The 22,196-nt window shown below is 55.3% G+C and carries 18 protein-coding genes; 11 read left to right on the forward strand and 7 right to left on the reverse strand.

All coding sequences use genetic code 11. From position 1 onward, the window contains the following. The first annotated feature begins 141 nt into the window (after positions 1-141). The gene (locus JN403_RS12265; protein WP_205487124.1) at positions 142-762 is read left to right on the forward strand and encodes a hypothetical protein; all 621 of its coding nucleotides are present in this window, start codon (positions 142-144) and stop codon (positions 760-762) included. A gap of 239 nt (positions 763-1,001) precedes the next feature. On the opposite strand, the gene JN403_RS12270 is transcribed toward JN403_RS12265, so the two are convergent. Together JN403_RS12270 and JN403_RS12275 are read right to left on the reverse strand one after the other, a co-directional pair. Then, positions 1,002-2,012: a hypothetical protein gene (locus JN403_RS12270; protein ID WP_205487125.1), complete on the reverse strand. Its 1,011-nt coding sequence runs from the start codon at positions 2,010-2,012 to the stop codon at positions 1,002-1,004. A 34-nt stretch (positions 2,013-2,046) separates the two neighbouring features. Then, on the reverse strand, positions 2,047-2,496 hold the full coding sequence (locus JN403_RS12275) for a hypothetical protein (protein WP_205487126.1): 450 nt from the start codon (positions 2,494-2,496) through the stop codon (positions 2,047-2,049). A 1,982-nt stretch (positions 2,497-4,478) separates the two neighbouring features. Here JN403_RS12275 and JN403_RS12285 point away from each other — a divergent pair. The 3 genes from JN403_RS12285 (at position 4,479) to JN403_RS12295 (ending at position 7,542) form a co-directional block, all read left to right on the forward strand. Next, entirely contained in the window at positions 4,479-5,093 is a 615-nt protein-coding gene (locus tag JN403_RS12285; protein WP_205487128.1) for a hypothetical protein, read from the forward strand. Between the two features lie 101 nt (positions 5,094-5,194). After that, positions 5,195-6,259 carry a hypothetical protein gene (locus JN403_RS12290; protein WP_205487129.1) on the forward strand — a complete coding sequence of 355 codons (1,065 nt, stop codon included), beginning with the start codon at positions 5,195-5,197 and terminating at the stop codon, positions 6,257-6,259. Positions 6,260-6,939: 680 nt separating this feature from the next. Next, complete coding sequence (locus JN403_RS12295; RefSeq protein ID WP_205487130.1) at positions 6,940-7,542, forward strand: hypothetical protein; 603 nt, start codon at positions 6,940-6,942, stop codon at positions 7,540-7,542. Positions 7,543-8,011: 469 nt separating this feature from the next. On the opposite strand, the gene JN403_RS12300 is transcribed toward JN403_RS12295, so the two are convergent. Continuing rightward, positions 8,012-8,770, reverse strand: coding sequence for a hypothetical protein (locus tag JN403_RS12300; RefSeq protein ID WP_205487131.1), 759 nt, complete (start codon positions 8,768-8,770; stop codon positions 8,012-8,014). Between the two features lie 335 nt (positions 8,771-9,105). Further along, positions 9,106-9,624 (reverse strand): cysteine hydrolase family protein, encoded by a 519-nt coding sequence (locus JN403_RS12305; RefSeq protein ID WP_205487132.1) that lies wholly within the window; start codon positions 9,622-9,624, stop codon positions 9,106-9,108. A 712-nt stretch (positions 9,625-10,336) separates the two neighbouring features. Between JN403_RS12305 and JN403_RS12310 the strand changes: the two genes are divergently transcribed. The 4 genes from JN403_RS12310 (at position 10,337) to JN403_RS12325 (ending at position 14,826) form a co-directional block, all read left to right on the forward strand. Beyond that, positions 10,337-11,380: an MsnO8 family LLM class oxidoreductase gene (locus tag JN403_RS12310; protein WP_205487133.1), complete on the forward strand. Its 1,044-nt coding sequence runs from the start codon at positions 10,337-10,339 to the stop codon at positions 11,378-11,380. Between the two features lie 2 nt (positions 11,381-11,382). Then, positions 11,383-12,504 carry an alkene reductase gene (locus tag JN403_RS12315; RefSeq protein ID WP_205487134.1) on the forward strand — a complete coding sequence of 374 codons (1,122 nt, stop codon included), beginning with the start codon at positions 11,383-11,385 and terminating at the stop codon, positions 12,502-12,504. 367 nt (positions 12,505-12,871) lie between these two features. Continuing rightward, positions 12,872-13,735, forward strand: a complete 864-nt coding sequence (locus JN403_RS12320; RefSeq protein WP_240356912.1) for an alpha/beta hydrolase — start codon at positions 12,872-12,874, stop codon at positions 13,733-13,735. A 272-nt stretch (positions 13,736-14,007) separates the two neighbouring features. Continuing rightward, positions 14,008-14,826 carry a class II aldolase/adducin family protein gene (locus JN403_RS12325; RefSeq protein WP_205487135.1) on the forward strand — a complete coding sequence of 273 codons (819 nt, stop codon included), beginning with the start codon at positions 14,008-14,010 and terminating at the stop codon, positions 14,824-14,826. Between the two features lie 438 nt (positions 14,827-15,264). Here the strand turns inward: JN403_RS12325 and JN403_RS12330 are convergent, their stop codons facing one another. Both JN403_RS12330 and JN403_RS12335 read right to left on the reverse strand, forming a co-directional pair. Beyond that, positions 15,265-15,675 carry a PA2817 family protein gene (locus JN403_RS12330; RefSeq protein WP_205487299.1) on the reverse strand — a complete coding sequence of 137 codons (411 nt, stop codon included), beginning with the start codon at positions 15,673-15,675 and terminating at the stop codon, positions 15,265-15,267. Between the two features lie 465 nt (positions 15,676-16,140). Then, the gene (locus JN403_RS12335; RefSeq protein ID WP_205487136.1) at positions 16,141-18,585 is read right to left on the reverse strand and encodes an acyl-CoA dehydrogenase; all 2,445 of its coding nucleotides are present in this window, start codon (positions 18,583-18,585) and stop codon (positions 16,141-16,143) included. Positions 18,586-18,798: 213 nt separating this feature from the next. Between JN403_RS12335 and JN403_RS12340 the strand changes: the two genes are divergently transcribed. The 3 genes from JN403_RS12340 (at position 18,799) to JN403_RS12350 (ending at position 21,350) form a co-directional block, all read left to right on the forward strand. Continuing rightward, positions 18,799-19,422, forward strand: coding sequence for a glutathione S-transferase (locus JN403_RS12340; RefSeq protein WP_122535757.1), 624 nt, complete (start codon positions 18,799-18,801; stop codon positions 19,420-19,422). 219 nt (positions 19,423-19,641) lie between these two features. Next, positions 19,642-20,574 carry an ABC transporter ATP-binding protein gene (locus JN403_RS12345; protein WP_122535564.1) on the forward strand — a complete coding sequence of 311 codons (933 nt, stop codon included), beginning with the start codon at positions 19,642-19,644 and terminating at the stop codon, positions 20,572-20,574. Beyond that, on the forward strand, positions 20,571-21,350 hold the full coding sequence (locus JN403_RS12350; protein WP_065993104.1) for an ABC transporter permease: 780 nt from the start codon (positions 20,571-20,573) through the stop codon (positions 21,348-21,350). The genes JN403_RS12345 and JN403_RS12350 overlap by 4 nt, the downstream gene beginning before the upstream one ends. A gap of 196 nt (positions 21,351-21,546) precedes the next feature. On the opposite strand, the gene JN403_RS12355 is transcribed toward JN403_RS12350, so the two are convergent. After that, entirely contained in the window at positions 21,547-22,062 is a 516-nt protein-coding gene (locus tag JN403_RS12355) for a DUF2062 domain-containing protein (protein WP_122535563.1), read from the reverse strand. Positions 22,063-22,196 lie beyond the last annotated feature (134 nt).

The following is a 22,196-nucleotide window of genomic DNA, read 5'->3' on the forward strand; positions in this document are numbered from 1 at the left end:
TTCCAAGGTGTGTTCGGAAGCGTCTGCTCCAGGCCGATTTTAGCCGTACGTCGACTAGTGGAACTCGAACAAAGTTTGACGATTGACACTGTAAAGTGGCGTGTATGCCTCTCTAGGTTGATTAATTTTTTCGGAGAAGCCATGAAGGAATTGGGGTGGAATAAGGATAGTCCGTTTATGCCTGACTTGAAGACGGCAGAGGATTTTAGGCGCTATCTTGACATAGGTGGTATAGGCATTATAGAGGCACGTATTGAGGGGGCATTTAAGGCTAGATTTTTAGAGCTTAAAGATAAGATTTTCCGTCTAGTAGCCATCGAAGATGTCGATCCATTTGTAGCGAATCTTCTCTTGACCTCAATTTTAGTTGATACTCGTGCTCTTTTTCTTGAATCGAATCACCAAAAGCGAAATGCAACGTTGCAGACAGTCTACCGAGCTAGACGCATGGAGGAGCGCGCAAAAGCAGTTGACGCTATTTTCGACGAGAAGGTGCTTCAAGAAAAGTCCATGAGGGAGGTCATTAAGGGTTGGGTTGATAAGCGTGTCGTGCACATGGATTGGTTATGGGATGACGAAGAGCTATTACTGTTTACGCAAATAGAGACTTTAATCTTCGAGACTGGAATGAAAAACTTACTCAAGGTACTGCTAGAGATTATTGCGGAATACGAAGAGGTGGTTGCTCGGTTTGGGGAAGATTCACAAGAACAATTGAATCGAATTCTTAAGGCCGCGACCGGAGGTATGAATCGCCCCTGATTTTTTATAGACGTCTCCAATTTTCTGAATTTGCCAATTAGCTAGAACTGAATGATGGAGGCGGGTCGAAATCCGTTTGGCCCGACCGGCGTCTTTTGGCCGATTGTTGTCTCTCAGCCAGCATCCGCCACCGCCCCCTTGAAAAGACATCCATATACCTGCTCCCGTAGCCCCGATGTCGTCGTTTTCGAATCCGCCCATGGGTACCCGAAGGGGGCGAAGGGCACGACTTACCTCAACTATTTACATTCCGACGGCTTGGCCTGGCAGTTGGCAAGCCGAGCTGTCTGCGCAATCACATCCGCCTGCGCCTTGAGTGCACTAGCCTGGGCTGCGTCGTTGGGCGATAGTGCCGAATCCAGTGTGCTCGCGGAGTTAAGGGCCGCAGCGGCGCTTGACGTTTTGCCGTACGACACCTGGGTCGGCACACCTGCTTCATTAAGTTGAACGGAAAACGTCGCCTTGCCAAAGAGCGCCCCGCTCGGAACGGACAGAGCATAGGTTTGGGCGGTAGGTGCGATAACCGCGCTTTTGCCGATTGGCACCTTTCCCTTGGTCACAGTTATTGTCGCCACCGTTGTCCTGGCGAGTGTGAGCGGTACGCCTTCGTTGCCGGCATCGCCTGCGGAGGCGCTCGGCTCTACAAGAATCGGATTCCCTGTTACCGCAATATCGACCTTTACTTCGAGCAGTGGGAACGAAACGACTTTAATCAGCGCATCGTAGTTGCCCTTGTAGTTCTGGCTCACTGTTAGCGCCGTCGGTGCCACTACCTGAGTCAAGTCGTCGAGCGCCCTCTCGTATACGACGGTGACGGGCTTGCCACTTCCTCTTGATGCGACGACTTTGCACGCAGCAGCCTCGTCTGTTGCCGCAGCCCCGCCAGTGATCACCGCCAGAAGTGTCGTCGCTGACTTCACAATCGCTTCGCCTTGGCCGGTCACTGCAGAATTGAGAGATCTAAGTCTTCCGTCGTCGTACCAAGCGAAGGTGAAATCGTTGTCTGTGAACACGGTTCCCAATTTGGAAGCGTCAAACTCGAGTGGCGTGCCTCGACGGTCACTCGAATAGATCGAGGAGATGCTGGGGGTGTTCAGGATGACGAGATGCTTGTCAGCATCGCAGTCAATCGTCTGCGTGACGGAGACCTGGGCAGTGGCCTTAGCTGGGTAGTACTTGTAGACGAGTAGGGGCGTTGACACACACCCAGTAAGGAGCAAAGAACTCACGCTCAAGAGTAAGATCTTCATGGGCTTTTCCCGTTAGTTGTTAGGGCAATCGGACTCAGTTTGTTGGACTCGACAAAGGCTGGCCTCCCCCGACAGTGCGACTAGCTGCACGTGTTCTCAGTTGAGGAAGAACTTCGCGCACCATTTGCAATGGAGCAGAGCTCGGTGACCCTTCGAGCAGTGGAATGAACCAGTCACCTTCCGAAGACCTGAGCCAAAAGGCAAGAAAGCTCAACGCGGGCACGTCAAGCAGGCGAGGCTCGTATTCGTCGGTGCTGTTGGCAAGCTGCCCTGCGGCGATAGTCGAGGCTTGGATGAATCGTTCTGCGACGCCCCCGTACGACAGGCCACCAAACGATGCACTGTTCGTTCCCTCGTCCCCACGAATGTCAACAAGCCCGGCCTTGATGGAGCCAATGACTGGATACCTCCAGCCAGTTCTAATAGCCTTTTCAAGCGCGTTGTCGTAGAGCAATTGATCGAGCGAGAGGTGATAAAACGGCACAGGCCCGCCTACGTGTGGTACTCCTCCAAGCGGTGAGAGCGCGGCGGGGCTCGAAGGCATCCTCGCCGCTAGCGCAGTTGCCAAGACGATTGGGCCATTGCTCGGACCTTGATGGGACTTGATAGCCATGGCTGTGCTCCATAAGGTTTAGGCGTTAGTGTGGTAAGAGTAGTCCCAGCTCCCAGCCCCCGGTAGGAGCTCACGAATGTGTTGTACGGTATTCGCGCAGGATCTGGACCATAGAGCGGGTCATCGACGATGACATCATCCGTGGACCAGTCGTATCCAGACACCGTGACGAAGTGTCCTCCCTGACCAGCCCAAGAGATATGGCAGCACACAGGCGAGCCGCAGTCGATTTGCTCTTGAAGGGCACTCCTTGAATCCGGCGCGGCGATTGCAGAGCCCTGCAAATTGTTCGTTTGACTGAGCGGAACATCAAGCACGAAAGCTTGATTACAAGGCGTCGGAGCGATACAGCAGCTCTCCCCAAGGCAGGCGGAGGCAACGGCGCATTGAGTCCACTGCGAGGTTGAATCAAAGAACACCGATATACTTGAAGTGTTTGCAGCCCAGCACCAGTTCGATTCTTGCTGCGCTTGTATGGAGAAAGCCAGTTGATTAGCGCCAGCGCCCCCAATGGGGCCACCGTCCACGGAGCTGCGTCCAAGAGGGATCGTGGTGGGGATCAATTGAAGTAGCGGCGTCAGGGGGCCAAGGAAGCTCGGAAACGACATGTCAGTACCCTTTTGCATTTGGCTCAAGTGGTAGCATGAGTTCAGGTGTGGTTTCCTCGGTGGTATTGCCTACACTGGCTCTACAGCCCAATGGCGACCCGCTGGCTAGTATCTGCCTTTGCAGGACTCTTACCTTGGGGAAGTTATTGTCTTGTAGGTAGTTATAGCAGACCCTTGAGCGATCGCTAGCCGACGTCGATCAATATTGGTATCCCCTATCTTGAAGCCCGATGTACACTCGATAAAGCCTTGAATTAGAGGCCCCTCGCTAGAAAGGGTTTACTGTCAATGTGGGCGGAGGGTGATGATTTTACTTCTCAAGCTTGTGCTTGAGATCAGGCCAATCGACCCACGGAGCCATCGACAAGCCCCCCGAGCTGCCCTGAGTCTTTCTGTCGAGTCAACTCCGGAACCTGTCGAACAGCTTAATTGCTCCTAAATTTACCCATTCTTGATGTCCGCTTTCGAACCAGCTTTTTTATGTTCGTCATGCGAGCGGCTGCTTTGGCCGATTACAATCCTCTGCGACGTATACCTCTTGGTCGGAAGCAGCCGGTTAAGAAACGCTAAGCCGGATTGCGGCCTAAGTCCGGATCGAGTCGAATGTGCAGATATCAAGGGCGTTGGGGAGTACTTACAGCTTGCAAGGAGAAGGAGTAGAGTCGATGGAGCGCCCATGCAACATCAGCACATAGATAAGGAGGCGACATACGTGCCGCTCGCTCATGCATCACCTGCTTTTACCTACGCAGCGTAATACCAAGATGCATTCGGCCAGCAGTAATCCGAAACCTGGTGCGTATCGGGCATAGGTGGACGCGAATGAGCACAACTGTTGGGGAAATTGCGACGCGTCAGTGCAGCCGTAGATCATGACTGAGATCATACTGGCGACCTTCATCACAGCCAAAAGGGTCTCTGAAAACGTGTCCACCCTTCCAGACGATTCCGTGTCGGAGCTTCCCGCTCTGAAGCCTGCGAGCAAAATGCTCTGGACTACATCTTCGAACTTAGCTGCGTAAGGGTGATTCTCTCCGTTGCACCTGCCGCTGATAAATAGCCAGTCATATGCCAGTGGGTAATCGGCTGCTAGCAGCCACCTATTAGGTCAATCGGGAAGGTGTTAGTCTGCAGGTATGGGAGCATACAACCCTATTATACTAATAGGTGAAATAAATATCCGGAATGTGCAGATCTGATAGCGCTACTTTATAGGTGCTTAGTTTTATTGGGAGTATCATATTTATGCTGAAATCTGAATTTAAGACCAGTCCGTCTATGGTGGAAGAACAATCGAAAGAACGGCCCAGCAGTGCTTTGCATTCCAGCCCTAAAATCTGTCTTGTTGACATGGGGCAAGAAGTGCAGCAACGTCTAGCTCAAAAAAATTATGCGACTGAGCTAGGGAGCATAGGGTCGTATGTTAATGTTCCAAAATCGAAGCCCTATTCTGAGGATCTAATTACAGGATTCATCTCGTTGCCTCCACATTTACACGAATTTGATATAGTCGTAGTTGACTTGGGTGCTTCCGGGCATGTTGAGCCTTCTGATGTGCAGGCCAATCTTAAAGGCATAACGGGCTCGTCAGCTTACGCAGTGAGGAGCTCTTATCCAGAACAAATCTTTAACCCAAAACCCATGGGGGTGAGCAGTTTAAATAGCGAGCTGAGAGGGATGTTCGCAAAAGAATCCGTGGGGATAGTATTCACCGCCCAAATTCAAGAGGTAAATTACGAAATAGTTGAGATTGGAATCTCCGGGGCCACCCCCATGCGCGAAAAAAACATTCGACAGAGGAGGTTTATCCTAATCATGCTGGCTGCCAAAAAAAACATGGAAAAAAGATCCAGCTGGTAGAAAAAGAATCCGTTTTTAGCAACCTTCTCTCGCAGCATTTGGAGGGTGCGGAATATGACGTCGTTTTTTACCATCCTTACACTTGGATTGGGTCTGAGAAGGTGTTTGATGGAAATTTCATACCTCTTCTAACAAATAAAAATGGCGAGATAGTCGGTTATGCCACAATTGTAAATAAAGGCTGGTTTTTTGTTCTACCTCAGATAAAGGACAAGCCGAACTTTCTTGACGGGATGTTTGAGGTCTTGGCGGAAATATTTCCTGCGCTATTTCCTGAGCATGGCCGATTTGCTTGGCTTGATGATGGCAGCTACCCGCTCCCAGGTGAGGAAGATCTTAACCAAGATAGAGTTCGTATTGAAAAACAATATGCTTCGGATATTTCAGCCAACGAGGCGGGAGTCGCTCGGCTCAAGGATGAGTATCAATTCTTGAGAACGATGCTGACTGCCACCGGGGACGACCTGGTAAGGGCAGTATGTCATTTTCTAAACTGGTTAGAGTTTTCTGGTGTCACTAGCATGGATGACCATGTAACAGATCTTTTTGAGGAGGATATTCAAGTTGAACTGGGCAGTGGTCTCTTGGTGGTGGAAGTCAAGGGCATTGGAGGTACATCGAAGGATAAGGAATGCGCCCAGATTTCCAAGATTAAGCACCGGAGACAGGAGGAGCGGCAAGCATTCGATGTTTATGCGCTATATGTAGTTAATCATCAGCGTCATATGCCGCCAAGAAGCAGAGCTAATCCTCCTTTCACCGCTCATCAAATGAATGATGCCCAGCTTGATAAGCGGGGTCTAGTAACAACTTGGCAGCTGTATAATGTATACTTTGATGTCGAGGGTGGCCTCTTGGATAAGTCGGATGTTCGTCAAAGTTTGCTAATGTATGGTGTTGTGGAATTTTCTCCGCCCAGCCTTAGCGAGATTGGCACAGTAAGCGAAGTCTTTAAGAAGGGCCGTGTCATAATACTTCAGCTAAGCGACAAGAGTTTGAAAAAAGGAATGGAGTTATTTTCTGTCAAGGGAGGGGTCTATTCTAGAATTACTGTGTTAGGGCTTCAGGTCGATGGTCAGGATGTTGACCAGGCTGAAGCGTGTGAGGTTGGTATCTCAATTGATACGGAGGTCAAACGGGGCGCAAAGATATTTATGTCGGTATGATTTAGTTGAGCTTGCGTCATATTCTAATAATGTGGTGTCCCAAGCCTGCATGTGCTACCGGGTTATGCGCCGGTAGCTAGCTCCATCTCTTTCGAAGCCTGCGAGATCTATCGCCTGAAGCAAAGTGAGTCAAAAAGTGCTAGCCAGCGACGAAAGGCTCAGGTTTTTATTGTTCGAACCGTAGGCTTTGGCCGACTCCCGTTGGCTGCAAAATATGATGCTAGAAGAGCTCCCCCTATACTTGGCTGTTTCCTTCGAGCGGTCCATACCGTCGAACCTGCTACGCAGACTTTACCCTCATCAGGTATCGACCCAAAGCTGCCCGATCCTGATTACAACAAACGGAGCAAAAACCAAAGCTAGGAAAAGAAGCTTACTCATTGGTCGAATCAGCTAGCGTGGGCGACCATGCGCTAGGGCGGAGCTCATTTTGTCCGTCGTGCTATCCTGCCCTTACCATCGGAGGGCGCGGATAGGCTCGAGCGCTGACTTTTACCAGCGCGGCCCATACTCGCAGCGCAGCAGAGTGCCGAAATCGTCACAGCCCTTCCAACGCAGCATCGGAGTCCGCAGACTGGCTAGCCATTTTGTATCTGTGGTCCAATACAGCCACGCTCAAATTGCATTTGCGCCAACGCGTCGCTAACTAATAAAATATTAGCTATACGAGTCCATTGAGCATGTTTTCAACAGATACTGAAAGAGCAATATTACTTTCCCTGATAACCGCTATTGGCGGGGCATACCTAGCCGGGTTGAAGCAAACGGAGTGGATAATTGAACGCAGTGATTCCAAGATACTGCCAAAAGGAAGTTATGTAGCTAACGAAGAGCTAAAAGAACGATACCTCAGTAAGGAGGTTGTGGGTGATCAGTACACATCTAAGCAAGAAATTGATAGGCTATATGTGCCCATTGCGAAGTTTCAGGAGCTTCAGGCTGACAATGCTAAGTTAAAAGTGAAAACAGACCTTGTGGACTCCGCCCTGAACCATATCACAAAAGAGCTCATACCCGGTCAGCTATGGCATCCGAATAATCCAGAGTTCTATCTCAGGTTCGAAAATTACGTGGAGGGTGAATTTGGCCCTAGCGCTCGACTTCAGGTGAGTTTCGCAGACTCTTCACCGTATTCTTTTTCGTTGAACAAATTTAACACTCCCAAGACGTCAACTTTTGTGTATAACGGGCGCCCGTACGAATTAACGACTACTCTCAAGAATAAAAAGGACGACATTTATGTCGAGGCAAATCTGCGCCTTGCTACTCAGGGCAGAAATTAGGCCTCCATCGTCGTGTGGCCAAGCAGGAGTATGAAATCCGCAGGTTGTAATCCGGCGGTAATTTAGCGGAGCTTGATCAAGTTAGCTTTGCCCCACGCTACGATGAAGCAGAGAATGAGAAGCGTAGGTAAAGTTGGTGAATCGATCCTCACTGAAGTTTCCTCATGCCTGTTACAACGGCATTCTCGGCTAGAAGCTTTATAATCAGCTATCGTTAGATTGATAATTCTTTAACGGTAGCTAGGCCAAGCACTTCACCCTCCAGCAAAAAAAGAGGATCCTCGCTTCATATTTTGCTTGGCAGGCGATTATCCGCCCCCTAAACACCAGACCGGGCACGGCCGCCATCCCTCGGCCAGAGCCAGCTAGTCGCATCGAGCGACCGGATTTCGGAGTTAAGAAAGTTGAGTCGTTATACTCAGTTCATCTGGTACTCGGCGATGGGAGTGGCACTGGCTCCTGGTAGTGCTTAGTTCACAGCTGTTAGGCGACTCCGCATTTCGTCTGGAGATGGGAGCCCGCAGGTCGAGTCTGAGGGGGATCTCATGTAAGTTGGAAGATCTGTAAAATAGGGATAGAAATGTTGTATTTCTGACGCTGAGCAATTCGTTGTTTTAGGCGTATGACCTTGAGTGAATGCCCAATCGGCAAGGAGTTTTATTTTTTCTGCATCCTCAAGATTCAGTTCGAAACCTTCGATATCGTCCTTGAGAACTGGTAAGTCACTGGGTACAGCTTTGCCGTCACTATCTCTCGACGCATGGAAGCCCAATAGCAGGCGATCATCCATCAGGAATCGGTGCCTTCCTCCAAGAATCACCCAAGTGCATGACGACTGACAATAGCCAGAAATCTGGGTCGCATGCTCATCATCTAGCTGGTAATTAAGCGCAAGACAAGTATCCATTCTTAAAACACTAATGAGCCAAGCTATGTTTAGTGCATCTGCAAATACACCTCCAGATGACTGCATGCATACCATGTTTATTTTCATAATTTTCGCCCAGGCCAAGGTCAAGCTAGCCCTAACTGTCGAGTTTCTAGGAATGTCGCCTCGAAGGAGCAACACTCTCTCCTGGCATTCATATCTTTTATTGCAGGCGTATGCCACCTCACTATTGACAGCATTGCGAGCATAAAGAGAATAGAGCAAAAACACCAACACCAATACTACGACCGGAATGCAAGCCACAACCAAGGTCGCTCGTGAAAACGTCTTATATTTCAACTATTCAACCTGCTTTCAAATTTATAGAAACTTAAATCAATATCAATATCAACAACAACGTGGAATTAACATGCTAACACATGCCCTCGTCACTCCGGCACACCACAAGCTCGCCTTCAGACGTTACGGGCCCTGACGAACACCAAAATCCTTGGCATGCAAATGGGATTAGCCAACCGTGACTGGCAGCTATGGGTCGAAAGCTGCCGGTAACGGCTGTCTGCTTTCGATCCTAAGCGGACAGCTCTGAGGGACGGCTCCTTGCCGCTAATGATTTTTGGCAAGGAAAGCGCCAAGGGCTGATCGACCCGGGCCGGGTCGATCAGGTGAGTTCACTAGAAAGTCCATTCCTCGGCCTGGATGACTCGGCAGAATGGCCCAGCTAACGTTGCGTTGTGGTGGGCAACGATGGCCTCTGCTTTGAGTTCTTGAGTATCGGAGCAAGTATGTACGTTTGCGATGAGCACAGCATCAAATCCACAATCGCGGGCGGCGCGGCAAGTACTGTCCACGCAGTATTGGGTTTTCATGCCTGTAACGACGACGCCTTCACAGCCGCGCTCGCTTAGCAGAGTTGCCAAGTCAGTCTGAGCGAAAGCATTGGGCCGTTTTTTATCGAAAATCACTTCGTTACCCAGTAGCTCTAACTCCTGGACAAGCTCGGTGAGCGGGCTACCCGGCTCAATCGGAGACCCTGCCGGACCTATATGGCGGGCAAGAAAGATGGGAGCCCCTTTTTCCCGCGCACTCCCCATGAGCCCATTCAAGGTATCGATAAGCGCTGGACCTCTCCAAGGTTTGTCCGGCCCGTGAACAAGCCCTACCTGCATGTCGAGAATCAGAAGTGCGTACATGTGCGTTTCCTTACGTGGGTGCCAGCAGAACCGGGGCAAAAAAGACCCGGTCCATTACTGGCGGGTCTTTAGGGATTGTGTGCTGGTTTAACTCACATGACCTCCCACGACCCGCGCGTGGCGGTCGTGAAGGTTGTATTCGATTCAAAGCGTGGCGTACTCATGAGACCGACCTTAACTTTGGCGGGACGGTCTTGCAAGTGAACATGCCGAGAAAGAAAGTCATTTGCGAGAGGACGCTTTTGCCCCAAAAGCGGACATTCAAAGTTTTAAGGCAGTCATAATCGCTTGGCACCTCGCCAAAAACGATCATGACCCCATAGCCCTGTACTCATACCTAGCTCCCCACCCGGCGATTCGCTGAGACAACCAGATTAGTGAATATAATTCACATCACTCGGTAACAACGAGCCGAGATCCCGCTCCATTTCTCCAATAGGCTGTCTCGAAACCTTCAAGGAATCGACATCATGCCATCCTCTTCAGCCGGCATAGCGGCAACTGGCTTCGCCGCAGGATTCCGAACGACTGTTGAGAGGCGATGCGGTCGTGCTCTCCGTCGCTTTCGGGGCCTGACACGAACCCGGTCTCATCGAGACACCCATCACCGCGCAAGCGCTTGTCATTCGCCCACTGACGCAGTGCAGGAAATAATCGCTCCTGAAACGATTGGCGAGGCAGTGACCTGCTTCAACGCTTACGGGAGCGCGCCATGAGATTGAGCATTCTTGACCATTCCCCCGTGGACAGTGGCTGCACAGCCGCTGATGCGCTTTGGGCGACCACGCGACTGGCGCAAACCGCTGAATCTTTGGGTTTCGAACGGTACTGGGTGGCGGAACACCACCAATCCAACGTTCAGGCAGGGAGCAGCCCTGAGCTGCTGATGATGCAGATTGCCGCCCATACGCAGGCGATCAGGGTGGGTTCGGGTGGCATCATGCTGCCCCATTACAGCGCGTACAAAGTTGCCGAGACAGCGCGTGTGCTGGAGGCGTTGTACCCGGGGCGGATAGACCTGGGAGTAGGGCGGGCGCCCGGAGCGGATCAACGCGTCACCCGTGCCCTCAATGATGAGAAGACACACCAGATCCCTTTTCCGGCCAAGCTCAAGGACCTCAAGGCGCTGCTGCTTGATGACAAAGAGGGGGCAGGCGATCAGCCGCAGCCGATCTACGCTGCACCTCGGATCACTACTCTCCCTGAATTGCACATACTGGGTGCCAGCGGCAGTACCGCTGAACTGGCCGCTCTGGAAGGGATGGGCTTCACGTTTGCGCACTTCATCAATCCCCATCATCAGCAAGGTGTGCTGGCCGCCGAGCATTATCGAGCCAATTTTCGTCCGTCAAAACTGCATGCCGCGCCCAGTGTCATCGTTGCTGTATTCGCAGTAGTGGCCGACACCGTCGAGCAGGCCGAGCGGCTGGCGACCAGCTTTGATGACTGGTTGCTGCGGGCAGAGTCTGTTGCCCCAGCCGAGGCGTTGGCGCTGCCCGACGCGGTCGACCCTACGCAGTACAGCGCTGAAGCGCGCGATCGAGTCGCGCTCAACCGCATGCGGGTGGTTGTTGGCGACGGTCCGTTGGCGATTCAGCAACTGCAGCGCATCGCGTCGCAGTATCAGACCGATCAGATGATGGTCATCCCCATGATCCCCGGCGAAGCAAACCGACAGCGTGCTATCGAGCTGCTCGCTCGCGCCAACCACGAATCCAACCTTCGCGCCCCACAGCGGGCACTTCAGGAGAACTAATCATGACCTTATTTGAAGCATACGAACTCGGCGCCACAACGCTGGACAACCGCATCGTTATGGCACCGATGACCCGCTCGCGCGCCCCTGACGACATTGCGACGGAGCAAATCGCGCTGCACTACACCCAACGCGGCACCGCCGGTTTGATTGTTTCGGAAGGCACGCCGATCTCTCGTGAGGGCCAGGGTTATCTCTTCAATCCGGGCATCTATACCGAAGAGCAGATCAAGGGATGGAAGCTGGTCACCGACTCGGTCCACAGCGTCGGCGGGAAGATGTTCGCCCAGCTGTGGCACGTTGGCCGCGTGTCCCACACTTCCATTCAGATCGACGGCAAAGCGCCGGTCAGCGCTACCAGCAAACAAGCGCAAGGTGCAGTCGCGTTTGCCTACACGGACGACGGGGAGCCGGGTTTCGTGCCCACCTCCACGCCACGCCCGCTGACCACCGAAGAGGTAGCACGCGTGGTTGAAGATTTCGCCCAGGCTGCGGAAAACGCTATCGCTGCCGGATTCGACGGGGTGGAAATTCATGGCGCCAACGGCTATTTGCTTGAGCAGTTCCTGAATCCGCTGGTGAATGACCGAACCGATCGCTACTCAGCCGACACGCTGGAAAATCGTCTGCGGTTCGTATTTGAGGTCGTCGATGCGGCAGCCGCCAGAGTCGGCGCTGATCGAGTGGGTATCCGCATTTCGCCGTACGGCCAGTTGTTCGATATGCCGCTGTATTCGCAGATCGACGAAACCTACTCAGCGCTCTGTGCAGGCATGAGCCAGCGCGGCATCGCTTACGTTCACGTAATGGATCAGACCCACTTCTTCATGGCAGAGGAAGGCTCGGCTGCGCAGGAGCAAGCGCTTCGCGACCTGCTCAAAGACTGCAAAACACAGCTGGGCAAGACCGCATTGATTCTCGCCGGGGACATGACCCGTGAACGCGCTCAAGAGCTGCTGCACGCCGGCCTGATCGACCTTGCAGCATTCGGGCAGCCCTTCATCGCAAATCCTGACCTGGTGGCTCGGCTGAAAAACGGCTGGTCACTGACCGAGCCGGATCGCGACACCTACTACGGCGGCGATGCAAAAGGGTATGTCGACTATCCGCCCTACAGCGGCTGATTCTGCAGCCCACGCCAGCCGGCGTAATGACTGTTCGTTGAGCACGGTGACCGTTGCATCCAGGGCAGAGGGCCCTGGATGCCGGGTTTGCACCGCGGCCGATGATCCAAGGGAACACATCGAGATTCCGAAGGCCTATACCCGTTACGGTGCACTGTGGGCTGATACCAACGTCTGATTCCGATTGGTTGGCGACGCTCAGTCCTTCAGGAATTGCCCCTGCTTCACAGTTACGGCAGGAAGGACTCCGTTTACGCACGATATAGGTCGCGTTTCACTGCACAGTCGGACGTTGGGTTGGTTAAGGACCGTTTGATCGCTGATGGTTGAGTTGAATCACAGCTCCACATCTCTAACAGGTGTTCTTATGTCCACGTTGAAAAGCTATTCGGTTAACGCCAACGGTATCCGTCAACACATCGTTGAGGCCGGCGAAGGTCCGCCGGTGATCCTGCTTCACGGCTTCCCGGAAACCGGCTATGCCTGGCGGTTCCAGATCCCGGTACTCGCCGAGCGCTACCGGGTCATCGTTCCGGACCTGCGCGGCTATGGCGAAACCGAGAAACCGTCTACCGGTTACGACAAACGCAACATGGCTCTGGACATCCGGGAGCTGATGCGCGAGCTCGACGTTCCCAAAATCGCGCTGGTGGGCCACGACCGTGGTGCTCGCGTGGCCACACGGTTCGCCAAGGACTTTCCGGATTTGCTGGACCGTCTGGTGGTGATGGACAACGTGCCAACCCGTATTGTCGCTCGTGAGATGGACGCCAAGATCGCCAAGGCGTACTGGTTTTTCATGTTCCACCTGGTGCCGGATTTGCCAGAGGCGCTGATTGCCGGACGTGAGCACATTTGGCTACGGCATTTCTTCTCTGATTGGTGCCACGACCCACAGGCAATTACCGGAGAAGCCTTCGACACGTATGTCAGGGCTTATCAGGCACCGGGCGCTGTGCGAGGCGCGATGTCTGACTACCGTGCCAACGCCACCGACACTGCCCAGGATCAGGAGGACGCAGACACCAAAATCTCGGTGCCGACAATGTCGTTGTGGGGCGCGAATTTCCCTGCCGTCGCCGAACTGTTCGACATGCCCAAGGTTTGGGCCGAGATGGCCGACGACCTTGAAGCCCATGCCATTAGCCACTGCGGCCACCTCCCTCACGAAGAGCAACCCGATGAGGTCAATAGATTGCTTCTGAAGTTTCTTGAGCCGTGGGAAGGCTGATCGGAGCTTGGGGTTACCTTGAAATCGCGGCCGATGTTTTCAACGAAATCGGGGAGTAGCCGCCGTTCATTACGTGGCAGCTTCCCATGCCTGCCAGGAGACCATAGAGCATCCAAGGAAGATGCACGCACCTGATCAACGAAGAGCCGGACGCCATGGCATGAATAAAAAATAATGATAATGAGCTTAGAAGATAATGTGATTTTCAACTGGCTCCCATAGCGCATAGGCTGCCCTGATTACGTCTGAATCAAATCATCAGGGAGTCATCCATGAGCAACGTCAGCGCTTTGTCCGCTCAGTCCAGTGTCAGCCTTGCAGCCAATGCCAGCAGCGTACGCGATCGGGTCAGCCCCCAAGAGTGGGAAGTACGGGTGAAGCTGGCGGCGGCCTACCGGATCGCCGCCCTGAAACGCTGGACCGATCACATCTACACGCACTTTTCCGCGCGCGTACCGGGTCCGGACGAGCACTTCCTGATCAATGCGTTTGGTCTGCTGTTTGACGAGATCACTGCCTCCAACCTCGTCAAGGTCGACATTGACGGCACGATTGTCGATGACCCCACCGGCTTAGGCATCAACAACGCCGGCTATGTAATTCACAGCGCGATCCATGCAGCGCGCCCTGACTTGCAGGCGGTGCTGCACACCCACACCCGCGATGGCATTGCCGTCTCGGCGCAGAAAAACGGGCTATTGCTCATCTCCCAGCATTCCCTCGGGTTCTCCGGGCGAGTGGCGTATCACGGCTATGAAGGTATCGCGCAGGACCTCGGCGAGCGCGAGCGGTTAGTGGCGGACCTGGGGGACAAGAGCGTGATGATTCTGCGTAACCATGGTCTGCTCACGGCAGGGCTGAGTGTTGAGCACGCCTTTCAACAGCTCCACAACCTCGAATACGCCTGCAACATCCAGATTGCCGCGCAGGCCGCCGGCAATGCCGAATTGATCTTCCCGCCTGAAGAGGTGGTGAAGCGGGTGGAAGAGCAGGCCAAAGTCCTGAAAAGCGGCACCGGGCCTGGCGTGACACGGCATTGGAATGCGCTGATCCGCGAACTGGATCGGCATGGGACGGATTATCAGGATTGATGTCGACGACAAGTACGGGATGACGCAGAGCGTCGCGGGCGGCGTTCCCACGCGGAGCGGGGAACGATCAATTGCGACGTCCGAACCGGCCTCTTCCCGGCTTTAGCCGGGAAGCCGTTGATCTGCTCTACGCTTTTGATCTTCGTACACAAATAGCCCGGACACCGCAGAACGCGACTTTGGTGCAGGCTGAACGCAGGTCTCGCGAAGTGGGCCGAGCCGCATGGATGCGGCGAGAGCGCCGTCAGGACATGGATGTCCGTTCGGCGCGGGCCCACGGAGCGAGGCCGGAGTGAAGGAACCCTGACGAAGGAAGGGCCCAACCAGGAGCACAAGCCCTTGGTTACTTGGGGCTTTATCGAGTAACTCGCCGAAGGCGAAACAGTCCGCCCCCAGGCGGACGCTCTTGATGGTGATCTTGATCCGGATAACCTCAGATCAATGCTTCGACTCAGACTGCGACATCGCCAGCAACTGCTTCTCCTGATTCCAGTCGAACGGCTCATCGTTCTCCATCGCCTCAAAGCGACGCTCCTCCAGCGCCGTATACAAATCAATCTCATCGTCCGGCATGAAATGCAGACAATCGCCCGCGAAAAACCAAAGCAAATCCCGCGGCACCAAATGAGCAATCTGCGGATAACGCTGAATCACCTGACACAACAAATCCTGCCCCAGATACTGACTCTCGATCGGATCCGCCGGCAACAGCGTCAGCAACTCATCGTAACGCTCCAGAAACAGCGCATGACTTTCCTCGGGGACCTGCTCGACCTCTCCCAGCGCGACCAGGATGCCGCGCAAGTGCAACAGCAGATTCATGATGTGGTCGAGATTGGCGTCGGCCATGATGAAGCCCTCAGAGACAAAAACAGGCGCGGGAGTATAGAGGCCCCCGCCGCCTGCGGCTATCTCAATGCCACAACCCCGCCAGATACCGATGGCCTGCTTCAGTGAGGGCGAGGTGCGCATAGGTGCGATCAGGACTGGGCAGTCGGGTGACAAAACCCATCATCAGAAGAGTTTGCAGCGTTTGTGTCGGCTTGCCTCTGTAGAGATCCTCCCCGAGGCGATTTCAGAGAGCAGGCAGCGATGAGTCAGGCGTTGATTAATCATGATGCGTCCCCTTGGGTTTTTCTTGTTGTTACCAGGGAGTGTAGGACAATTCGCTAGAGCGGTGTATGTAGACGTAAGTCGTGGGCAGCAACTGCTGGAGCGATTCCCTTGCTCGCGGATGACGGCGTGTCAGCTAACGTGCATGTTGCTGACCCACCGCAATCGCGAGCAAGCTCAGTCCTACAGGGTACGTCGTTGTTAGCGGGTTTTGCCTTCGGTGGCGACCAGCTCTTCCTTATCAAAATCATCCACGTCGATCACCTTGCGTCGCGCCGCTTCCGCAGCGCGCAAGGTTTGCGCTTCCGCCGCCTGCAGCACGCCTGCATTGAGCGCGGCGTCGATCAGATGCTCGCCACCCGCTGGCTTGACCTGACCGCTTTTCACCCCGTGATGCAGTTTGCTGCGGATAGCCTTGGCGCCGCTGAGCAGGTCGCTGGCGTGCTGCAATGCGCCGACCGGATCCTCTGCGTCGGTCGGGCGATAGCAACCGGCAAGCACCGATTCCAGCGCCGGGTCGCCTTTGGCGCGGCCGAGGATCTCCGCGACCTGCGCATCCAGCCTATCCGAAGGCCCCTTATGACGACGGCCGAACGGGAACACGATCACCCGAAGCATCCCGCCAAGAATGCGGTTCGGGAAATTACTCAGCAATTCGTCCAGCGCGCGCTCCGACTCGCCCAATGCTTCTTCCATGGACCAGCAGAACAGCGGCGCCAGCGCTTCGGGATAATCCAGATCGTGATAGCGCTTGAGTGCGGCAGACGCCAGGTACATGTGGCTCAGCACATCGCCCAGTCGCGCCGACAGGCGCTCCCGGCGTTTCAGCTCGCCGCCCAGCAGCATCATGCTCAGGTCCGCCAGCATCGCGAACGCTGCCGCCTGACGGTTCAGCGCGCGGAAATAACCCTGACTCAGGCGATCACCCGGCACGCTTTCGAAATGCCCCAGACCCAGATTCAGCACCAGCGTGCTGGCCGCGTTGCGAAAGGCAAAACCAATGTGCTGCATCAGCAGGCCGTCGAATTCCACCACCGCCCGGTCATGATCCTGACGACCGGCGAGGGCCATTTCCTTCAGCACGAACGGATGGCAGCGAATGGCACCCTGACCGAAGATCATCAGGTTGCGCGACAGAATGTTTGCGCCTTCAACGGTGATGAAGATCGGCGCGCCTTGCCACGAGCGACCGAGGTAGTTGTTCGGGCCCATGATGATGCCCTTGCCGCCGTGCACATCCATCGCATGGGTGATGCATTCGCGTCCACGCTCGGTCAGGTGGTACTTCAGAATCGCCGACAGCACCGAAGGCTTCTCGCCCAGGTCCACCGCGTTGGCGGTCAGGATGCGCGCGCTGTCCATCAGCCAGGCATTGCCGCCGATACGTGCCAGAGACTCCTGAATGCCCTCAAACGCCGCCAGTGGCACATTGAATTGTTCGCGAACCTGGGTGTACTGCCCGGTAACCAGGCTGGTGAACTTCGCCGCGCCAGTGCCGACCGCCGGCAGGGAAATCGAACGCCCGACCGACAGACAATTCATCAGCATCATCCAGCCTTTGCCGAGCATGTCCTGGCCGCCGATCAGGTATTCCAGTGGAATGAACACGTCCTTGCCAGAGTTCGGACCGTTCATGAACGCCGCGCCCAGTGGCACATGGCGACGACCAATCTCCACACCCGCGGTGTCGGTGGGTATCAGTGCCAGGCTGATGCCCAGGTCTGTCTCCTCACCCAGCAAATGCTCAGGGTCGTAGGCCTTAAAGGCCAGGCCCAGAAGGGTGGCGACCGGGCCAAGGGTGATGTAGCGCTTTTCCCAGTTCAGGCGCAGACCGATGACTTCCTCGCCTTCCCACTGGCCCTTGCAGATGATCCCGGTGTCAGGCATCGCCCCTGCGTCGGAGCCAGCCAGCGGGCCAGTCAATGCAAAGCACGGAATCTCTTCGCCACGGGCCAGGCGCGGCAAATAGTGGTTGCGCTGTTCATCCGTACCGTAATGCAGCAGCAGTTCTGCCGGGCCCAGTGAGTTGGGCACCATGACGGTGGAGGCCAGATCGCCGCTGCGGGTCGCCAGCTTCATCGCCACTTGCGAGTGGGCGTAGGCCGAGAACCCTTTGCCGCCATACTCCTTGGGAATAATCAGAGCAAAAAAGCCGTGCGCTTTTATATGCGCCCAGGCTTCCGGGGGCAGGTCCATGGCCTGACCGATTTCCCAGTCGCTGACCATGGCGCAGAGTTCTTCGGTCGGACCGTCGAGGAACGCCTGCTCTTCGTCGGTCAGTGTGCTTTTCGGATAGCTCAGCAGGGTGTTCCAGTCCGGACGGCCGCTGAACAGCTCGCCATCCCACCACACCGTGCCAGCGTCGATGGCGTCACGCTCGGTGGCGGACATCGGTGGCAGCACTTTCTGAAACCACGAGAACATCGGCGCACTGAAGTGTTTGCGGCGCAGGTCCGGCAGCGCCAGCATCAACGTGACGCCGAGCCACAGCACCCACGGGATAATCATCCATCCGTGGGCATGGCTGAACGCGCCCATCGCCAGCAGGTACACCGCGACGATGCCAAGGGCGGGGAAGGGCGCAACACGCCGATGGGCCAGCCAGGCCACGCCGACCACCAACACTACGATCCACAACAACAGCATAAACAGCCCTCCATGATGACGGTGCGATAAGCGCAACCGGCTGCGCAGTCGACCGCTCTGGCCCGCGCTTCGATAGTGACCCCGCGCTACCAAGGGAGTTCGGGGGCTGGCCGATGCACAGGAAGTTGTGGCTCGAACACCCGCATCCCGGAGTAGACTGTGGCCCGCCGCAAACGCCACTCATCGATCGTTGAGCACACGGAGAATGACAACATGTTGAAGATCTGGGGCCGCAAGAACTCGTCCAATGTGCGCAAGGCATTGTGGATCGCCGAGGAACTGGGACTGGAATACGAGTCGCTGAATGCCGGCGGCGCTTTCGGGGTCAACGATCAGCCCGAGTATCTGGCGAAGAACCCCAACGGCGTGGTGCCGATGATTGAAGACGGCGAATTTGTGCTGTGGGAATCCAACACCATCGTTCGCTATCTGGCGGCTCAATACGCGCCTGATTCTTCGCTCTATCCCGCCAGCCCCAAGGTGCGTGCTCAGGCTGAAAAGTGGATGGACTGGACCACGTCGACGCTGGCCGCTCCCTTTCGGCCGGTGTTCTGGGGCGTAGTACGCACGCCAGCCGACAAACAGGACTGGACGCAAATCAACGCTGCGAAAGCCGAAGTCGAACGCCTGCTGGTCATCGTCGACGCAGCACTGGCGCATCAGCCGTACCTCTCGGGCGATGAATTCGGCGTGGGCGACATTCCCCTCGGCTGCTTCGCTTACCCCTGGTTCGAAATGCCGATTGAACGTCGCGAGCTGCCCCACCTCAAAGCCTGGTACGAACGTTTGCAACAGCGTCCGGCGTATCGCAAGGCGGTCATGACCGCGCTGACCTGAGTTCAGCCCGTGTCGAGTTAATACTGACTATCAACCGATGTCGTTGTACTTGGGCGGCATCGGCACGCAACATTGCGACCACTGCGCTTGCAACCTTGTGTTGCGCCTGATTTTCCCGCTGCGCGGCACGGTAAATGTCAGCGGCCGTGTCAGTCCGGCGACTGTACTTTCGTATTCGTTTATCTTCCCTTTTTCATTTTTATTGGTGTGTGTTCAGTCATGAGTTCAGCTCTGTCCATCCGGCAGCTAACCAAGACCTACGGCAACGGTTTCCAGGCCCTCAAGGGCATTGATCTGGACGTCGCCGAGGGTGATTTCTTCGCATTGCTCGGCCCCAACGGCGCCGGCAAATCCACCACCATCGGGATCATCTCGACCCTGGTCAACAAGACCAGCGGCACGGTGAACATCTTCGGCCACGATCTCGATACCAATCCTGCGCAGCTCAAACGCTCAATCGGCGTGGTGCCGCAGGAATTCAATTTCAACCAGTTCGAGAAGACCTTCGACATCGTCGTGACCCAGGCGGGTTATTACGGCATCCCGCCGAAGATCGCCAAAGAGCGCGCCGAGCAATACCTGACCCAGCTGGGTTTGTGGGACAAGCGCGACTCGCCGTCACGTTCGTTGTCCGGCGGCATGAAGCGCCGTCTGATGATCGCCCGCGCGCTGATTCACGAGCCGCGCCTGTTGATCCTCGACGAGCCGACCGCGGGTGTAGATATCGAGTTGCGCCGTTCGATGTGGACCTTCCTCACCGAGCTGAACGAGAAGGGCATCACGATCATCCTCACCACCCATTACCTGGAGGAGGCTGAGCAGCTGTGCCGCAATATCGGCATCATCGACCACGGCACGATCATCGAAAACACCAGCATGAAGACGCTGCTTAACAAACTGCACGTCGAGACCTTCCTGCTGGATTTGCGGGATCCGCTGCAGGCCGCGCCTCAGCTCAACGGCTATCCGGTGCAGTTGGTGGATAGCCAGACCCTTGAGGTGCAGGTCGACAAGACCATCGGCATCACGTCGCTGTTCAGTCAGTTGTCGCTGCAGAACATTCAGGTGTTGAGCCTGCGCAATAAAACCAATCGCCTTGAGGAGTTGTTCGTGGGTCTGGTCGAGAAGAATCTGGCGAAGGTGGCGATATGAGCTCGGAGCTACGGCCCAACCTGATCGCCCTGAACACCATCGTTTACCGTGAGGTCCGGCGTTTCATGCGGATCTGGCCGCAGACCCTGCTGCCGCCGGCGATCACCATGGTTCTGTACTTCGTCATCTTCGGCAACCTGATCGGCCGGCAGATCGGCGACATGGGTGGCTTCACTTACATGCAGTACATCGTGCCCGGCCTGATCATGATGTCAGTGATCACCAACTCCTATGGCAACGTGGTATCGAGCTTCTTCGGCGCCAAGTTTCAGCGTTCGGTTGAAGAGTTGATGGTTTCGCCGGTGTCGCCCCACACCATCCTGATCGGCTACACCATCGGCGGCGTGCTGCGCGGGCTGGCGGTGGGGGTGATCGTGACGATGCTGTCGATGTTCTTCACCGATCTGCAGGTGCATCACTTGGGTATCACGATCATCGTGGTGCTGCTGACCGCGACGATCTTCTCGCTGCTGGGCTTCATTAATGCCGTGTTTGCCCGCAATTTCGATGATATTTCCATCATCCCGACCTTCGTGCTGACGCCGTTGACCTACCTGGGCGGGGTGTTCTACTCGATCAACCTGCTGCCGCCGTTCTGGCAAACCGTGTCGCTGGCCAACCCGGTGCTGCACATGGTCAACGCCTTCCGCTTCGGCATCCTTGGCGTGTCGGACATCAAGATCAGCATCGCTCTGGCGTTCATGGTCGTTGCGACCATCGTGCTGTACCTCGGCTGTGCGCGATTGCTGGTGAGCGGACGCGGGATGCGTCAGTAACTCGCTGCGTAATGTGGGAGCGAGCTTGCTCGCGAAGTTGATACATCTGCCAGATTGATCGTTCCCACGCTCTGCGTGGTAACGGCGCCCCAAACGCTCCGCGTTTACAGCGACGCAGAGCGTCAAAGGGGCATCACCACGCGGAGCGTGGGAACGATCATGCAAGCTCACTCCCACATGTTCTGCTGTGTTCGTACTATCGGCGCTTTGCCTTGCGCTGCTTCCACTGCCGCCCCACCCACCAGCGCCAGTACGCCATCGTCCCGAAATACCCGGCCACGCCCAGCACAATCCCCGCCACCACCGACCCCAGCAAAAACGGCTGCCACAAGGTGGACAGCTGTCCACTGATCCAGTCCCAACTCAGCTCGTCCGGGAAATGCCGCGGCGGCAAGCCCATCAGCAGCGCGCCGATTTTATAGGTGCAATAAAACACTGGCGGCATCGTCAGCGGATTGGTCAGCCAGCACAGACTGACAGCGATCGGCATGTTTGCCCGCACCCAGATCGCCAGCACGGCAGCCAGCAGCATTTGCAACGGCATCGGCATCAAGGCGGCAAACAGCCCGATCCCCATCGCGCGCGCCACGGAATGTCGATTGAGGTGCCAGAGGTTGGGGTCGTGCAGAAGAGAGCCAAGAAAGCGTAAGGATTTGTGTTCCCGGATGCTGTTCGGATCGGGCATGTACCGCTTGATCAGGTGGCGTGGCATACGGGAATCCGGCGAGGTGGGCGGGAAATTCGGGGAAGTATGCACGGATAGTCGCAAACGCAAATTCAGACTTTGTGACAATTAATAAGCGCGCGTGCCGGCGCATCGGCTAAGCCATGGAGGTCGATTTCACT

Origin of the sequence: Pseudomonas sp. 15A4, from assembly GCF_016925575.1 — a bacterium.
Lineage (GTDB): Bacteria > Pseudomonadota > Gammaproteobacteria > Pseudomonadales > Pseudomonadaceae > Aquipseudomonas.

Bases quoted from the DNA above. Each gene is read 5' to 3' on its own strand.
- JN403_RS12265 (WP_205487124.1), top strand. From the start codon at position 142: ATGAAGGAATTGGGGTGGAATAAGGATAGTCCGTTTATGCCTGACTTG.
- JN403_RS12270 (WP_205487125.1), bottom strand. From the start codon at position 2,012: ATGAAGATCTTACTCTTGAGCGTGAGTTCTTTGCTCCTTACTGGGTGT.
- JN403_RS12285 (WP_205487128.1), top strand. From the start codon at position 4,479: ATGCTGAAATCTGAATTTAAGACCAGTCCGTCTATGGTGGAAGAACAA.
- JN403_RS12295 (WP_205487130.1), top strand. From the start codon at position 6,940: ATGTTTTCAACAGATACTGAAAGAGCAATATTACTTTCCCTGATAACC.
- JN403_RS12305 (WP_205487132.1), bottom strand. From the start codon at position 9,624: ATGTACGCACTTCTGATTCTCGACATGCAGGTAGGGCTTGTTCACGGG.
- JN403_RS12310 (WP_205487133.1), top strand. From the start codon at position 10,337: ATGAGATTGAGCATTCTTGACCATTCCCCCGTGGACAGTGGCTGCACA.
- JN403_RS12315 (WP_205487134.1), top strand. From the start codon at position 11,383: ATGACCTTATTTGAAGCATACGAACTCGGCGCCACAACGCTGGACAAC.
- JN403_RS12320 (WP_240356912.1), top strand. From the start codon at position 12,872: ATGTCCACGTTGAAAAGCTATTCGGTTAACGCCAACGGTATCCGTCAA.
- JN403_RS12325 (WP_205487135.1), top strand. From the start codon at position 14,008: ATGAGCAACGTCAGCGCTTTGTCCGCTCAGTCCAGTGTCAGCCTTGCA.
- JN403_RS12330 (WP_205487299.1), bottom strand. From the start codon at position 15,675: ATGGCCGACGCCAATCTCGACCACATCATGAATCTGCTGTTGCACTTG.
- JN403_RS12335 (WP_205487136.1), bottom strand. From the start codon at position 18,585: ATGCTGTTGTTGTGGATCGTAGTGTTGGTGGTCGGCGTGGCCTGGCTG.
- JN403_RS12340 (WP_122535757.1), top strand. From the start codon at position 18,799: ATGTTGAAGATCTGGGGCCGCAAGAACTCGTCCAATGTGCGCAAGGCA.
- JN403_RS12345 (WP_122535564.1), top strand. From the start codon at position 19,642: ATGAGTTCAGCTCTGTCCATCCGGCAGCTAACCAAGACCTACGGCAAC.
- JN403_RS12350 (WP_065993104.1), top strand. From the start codon at position 20,571: ATGAGCTCGGAGCTACGGCCCAACCTGATCGCCCTGAACACCATCGTT.
- JN403_RS12355 (WP_122535563.1), bottom strand. From the start codon at position 22,062: ATGCCACGCCACCTGATCAAGCGGTACATGCCCGATCCGAACAGCATC.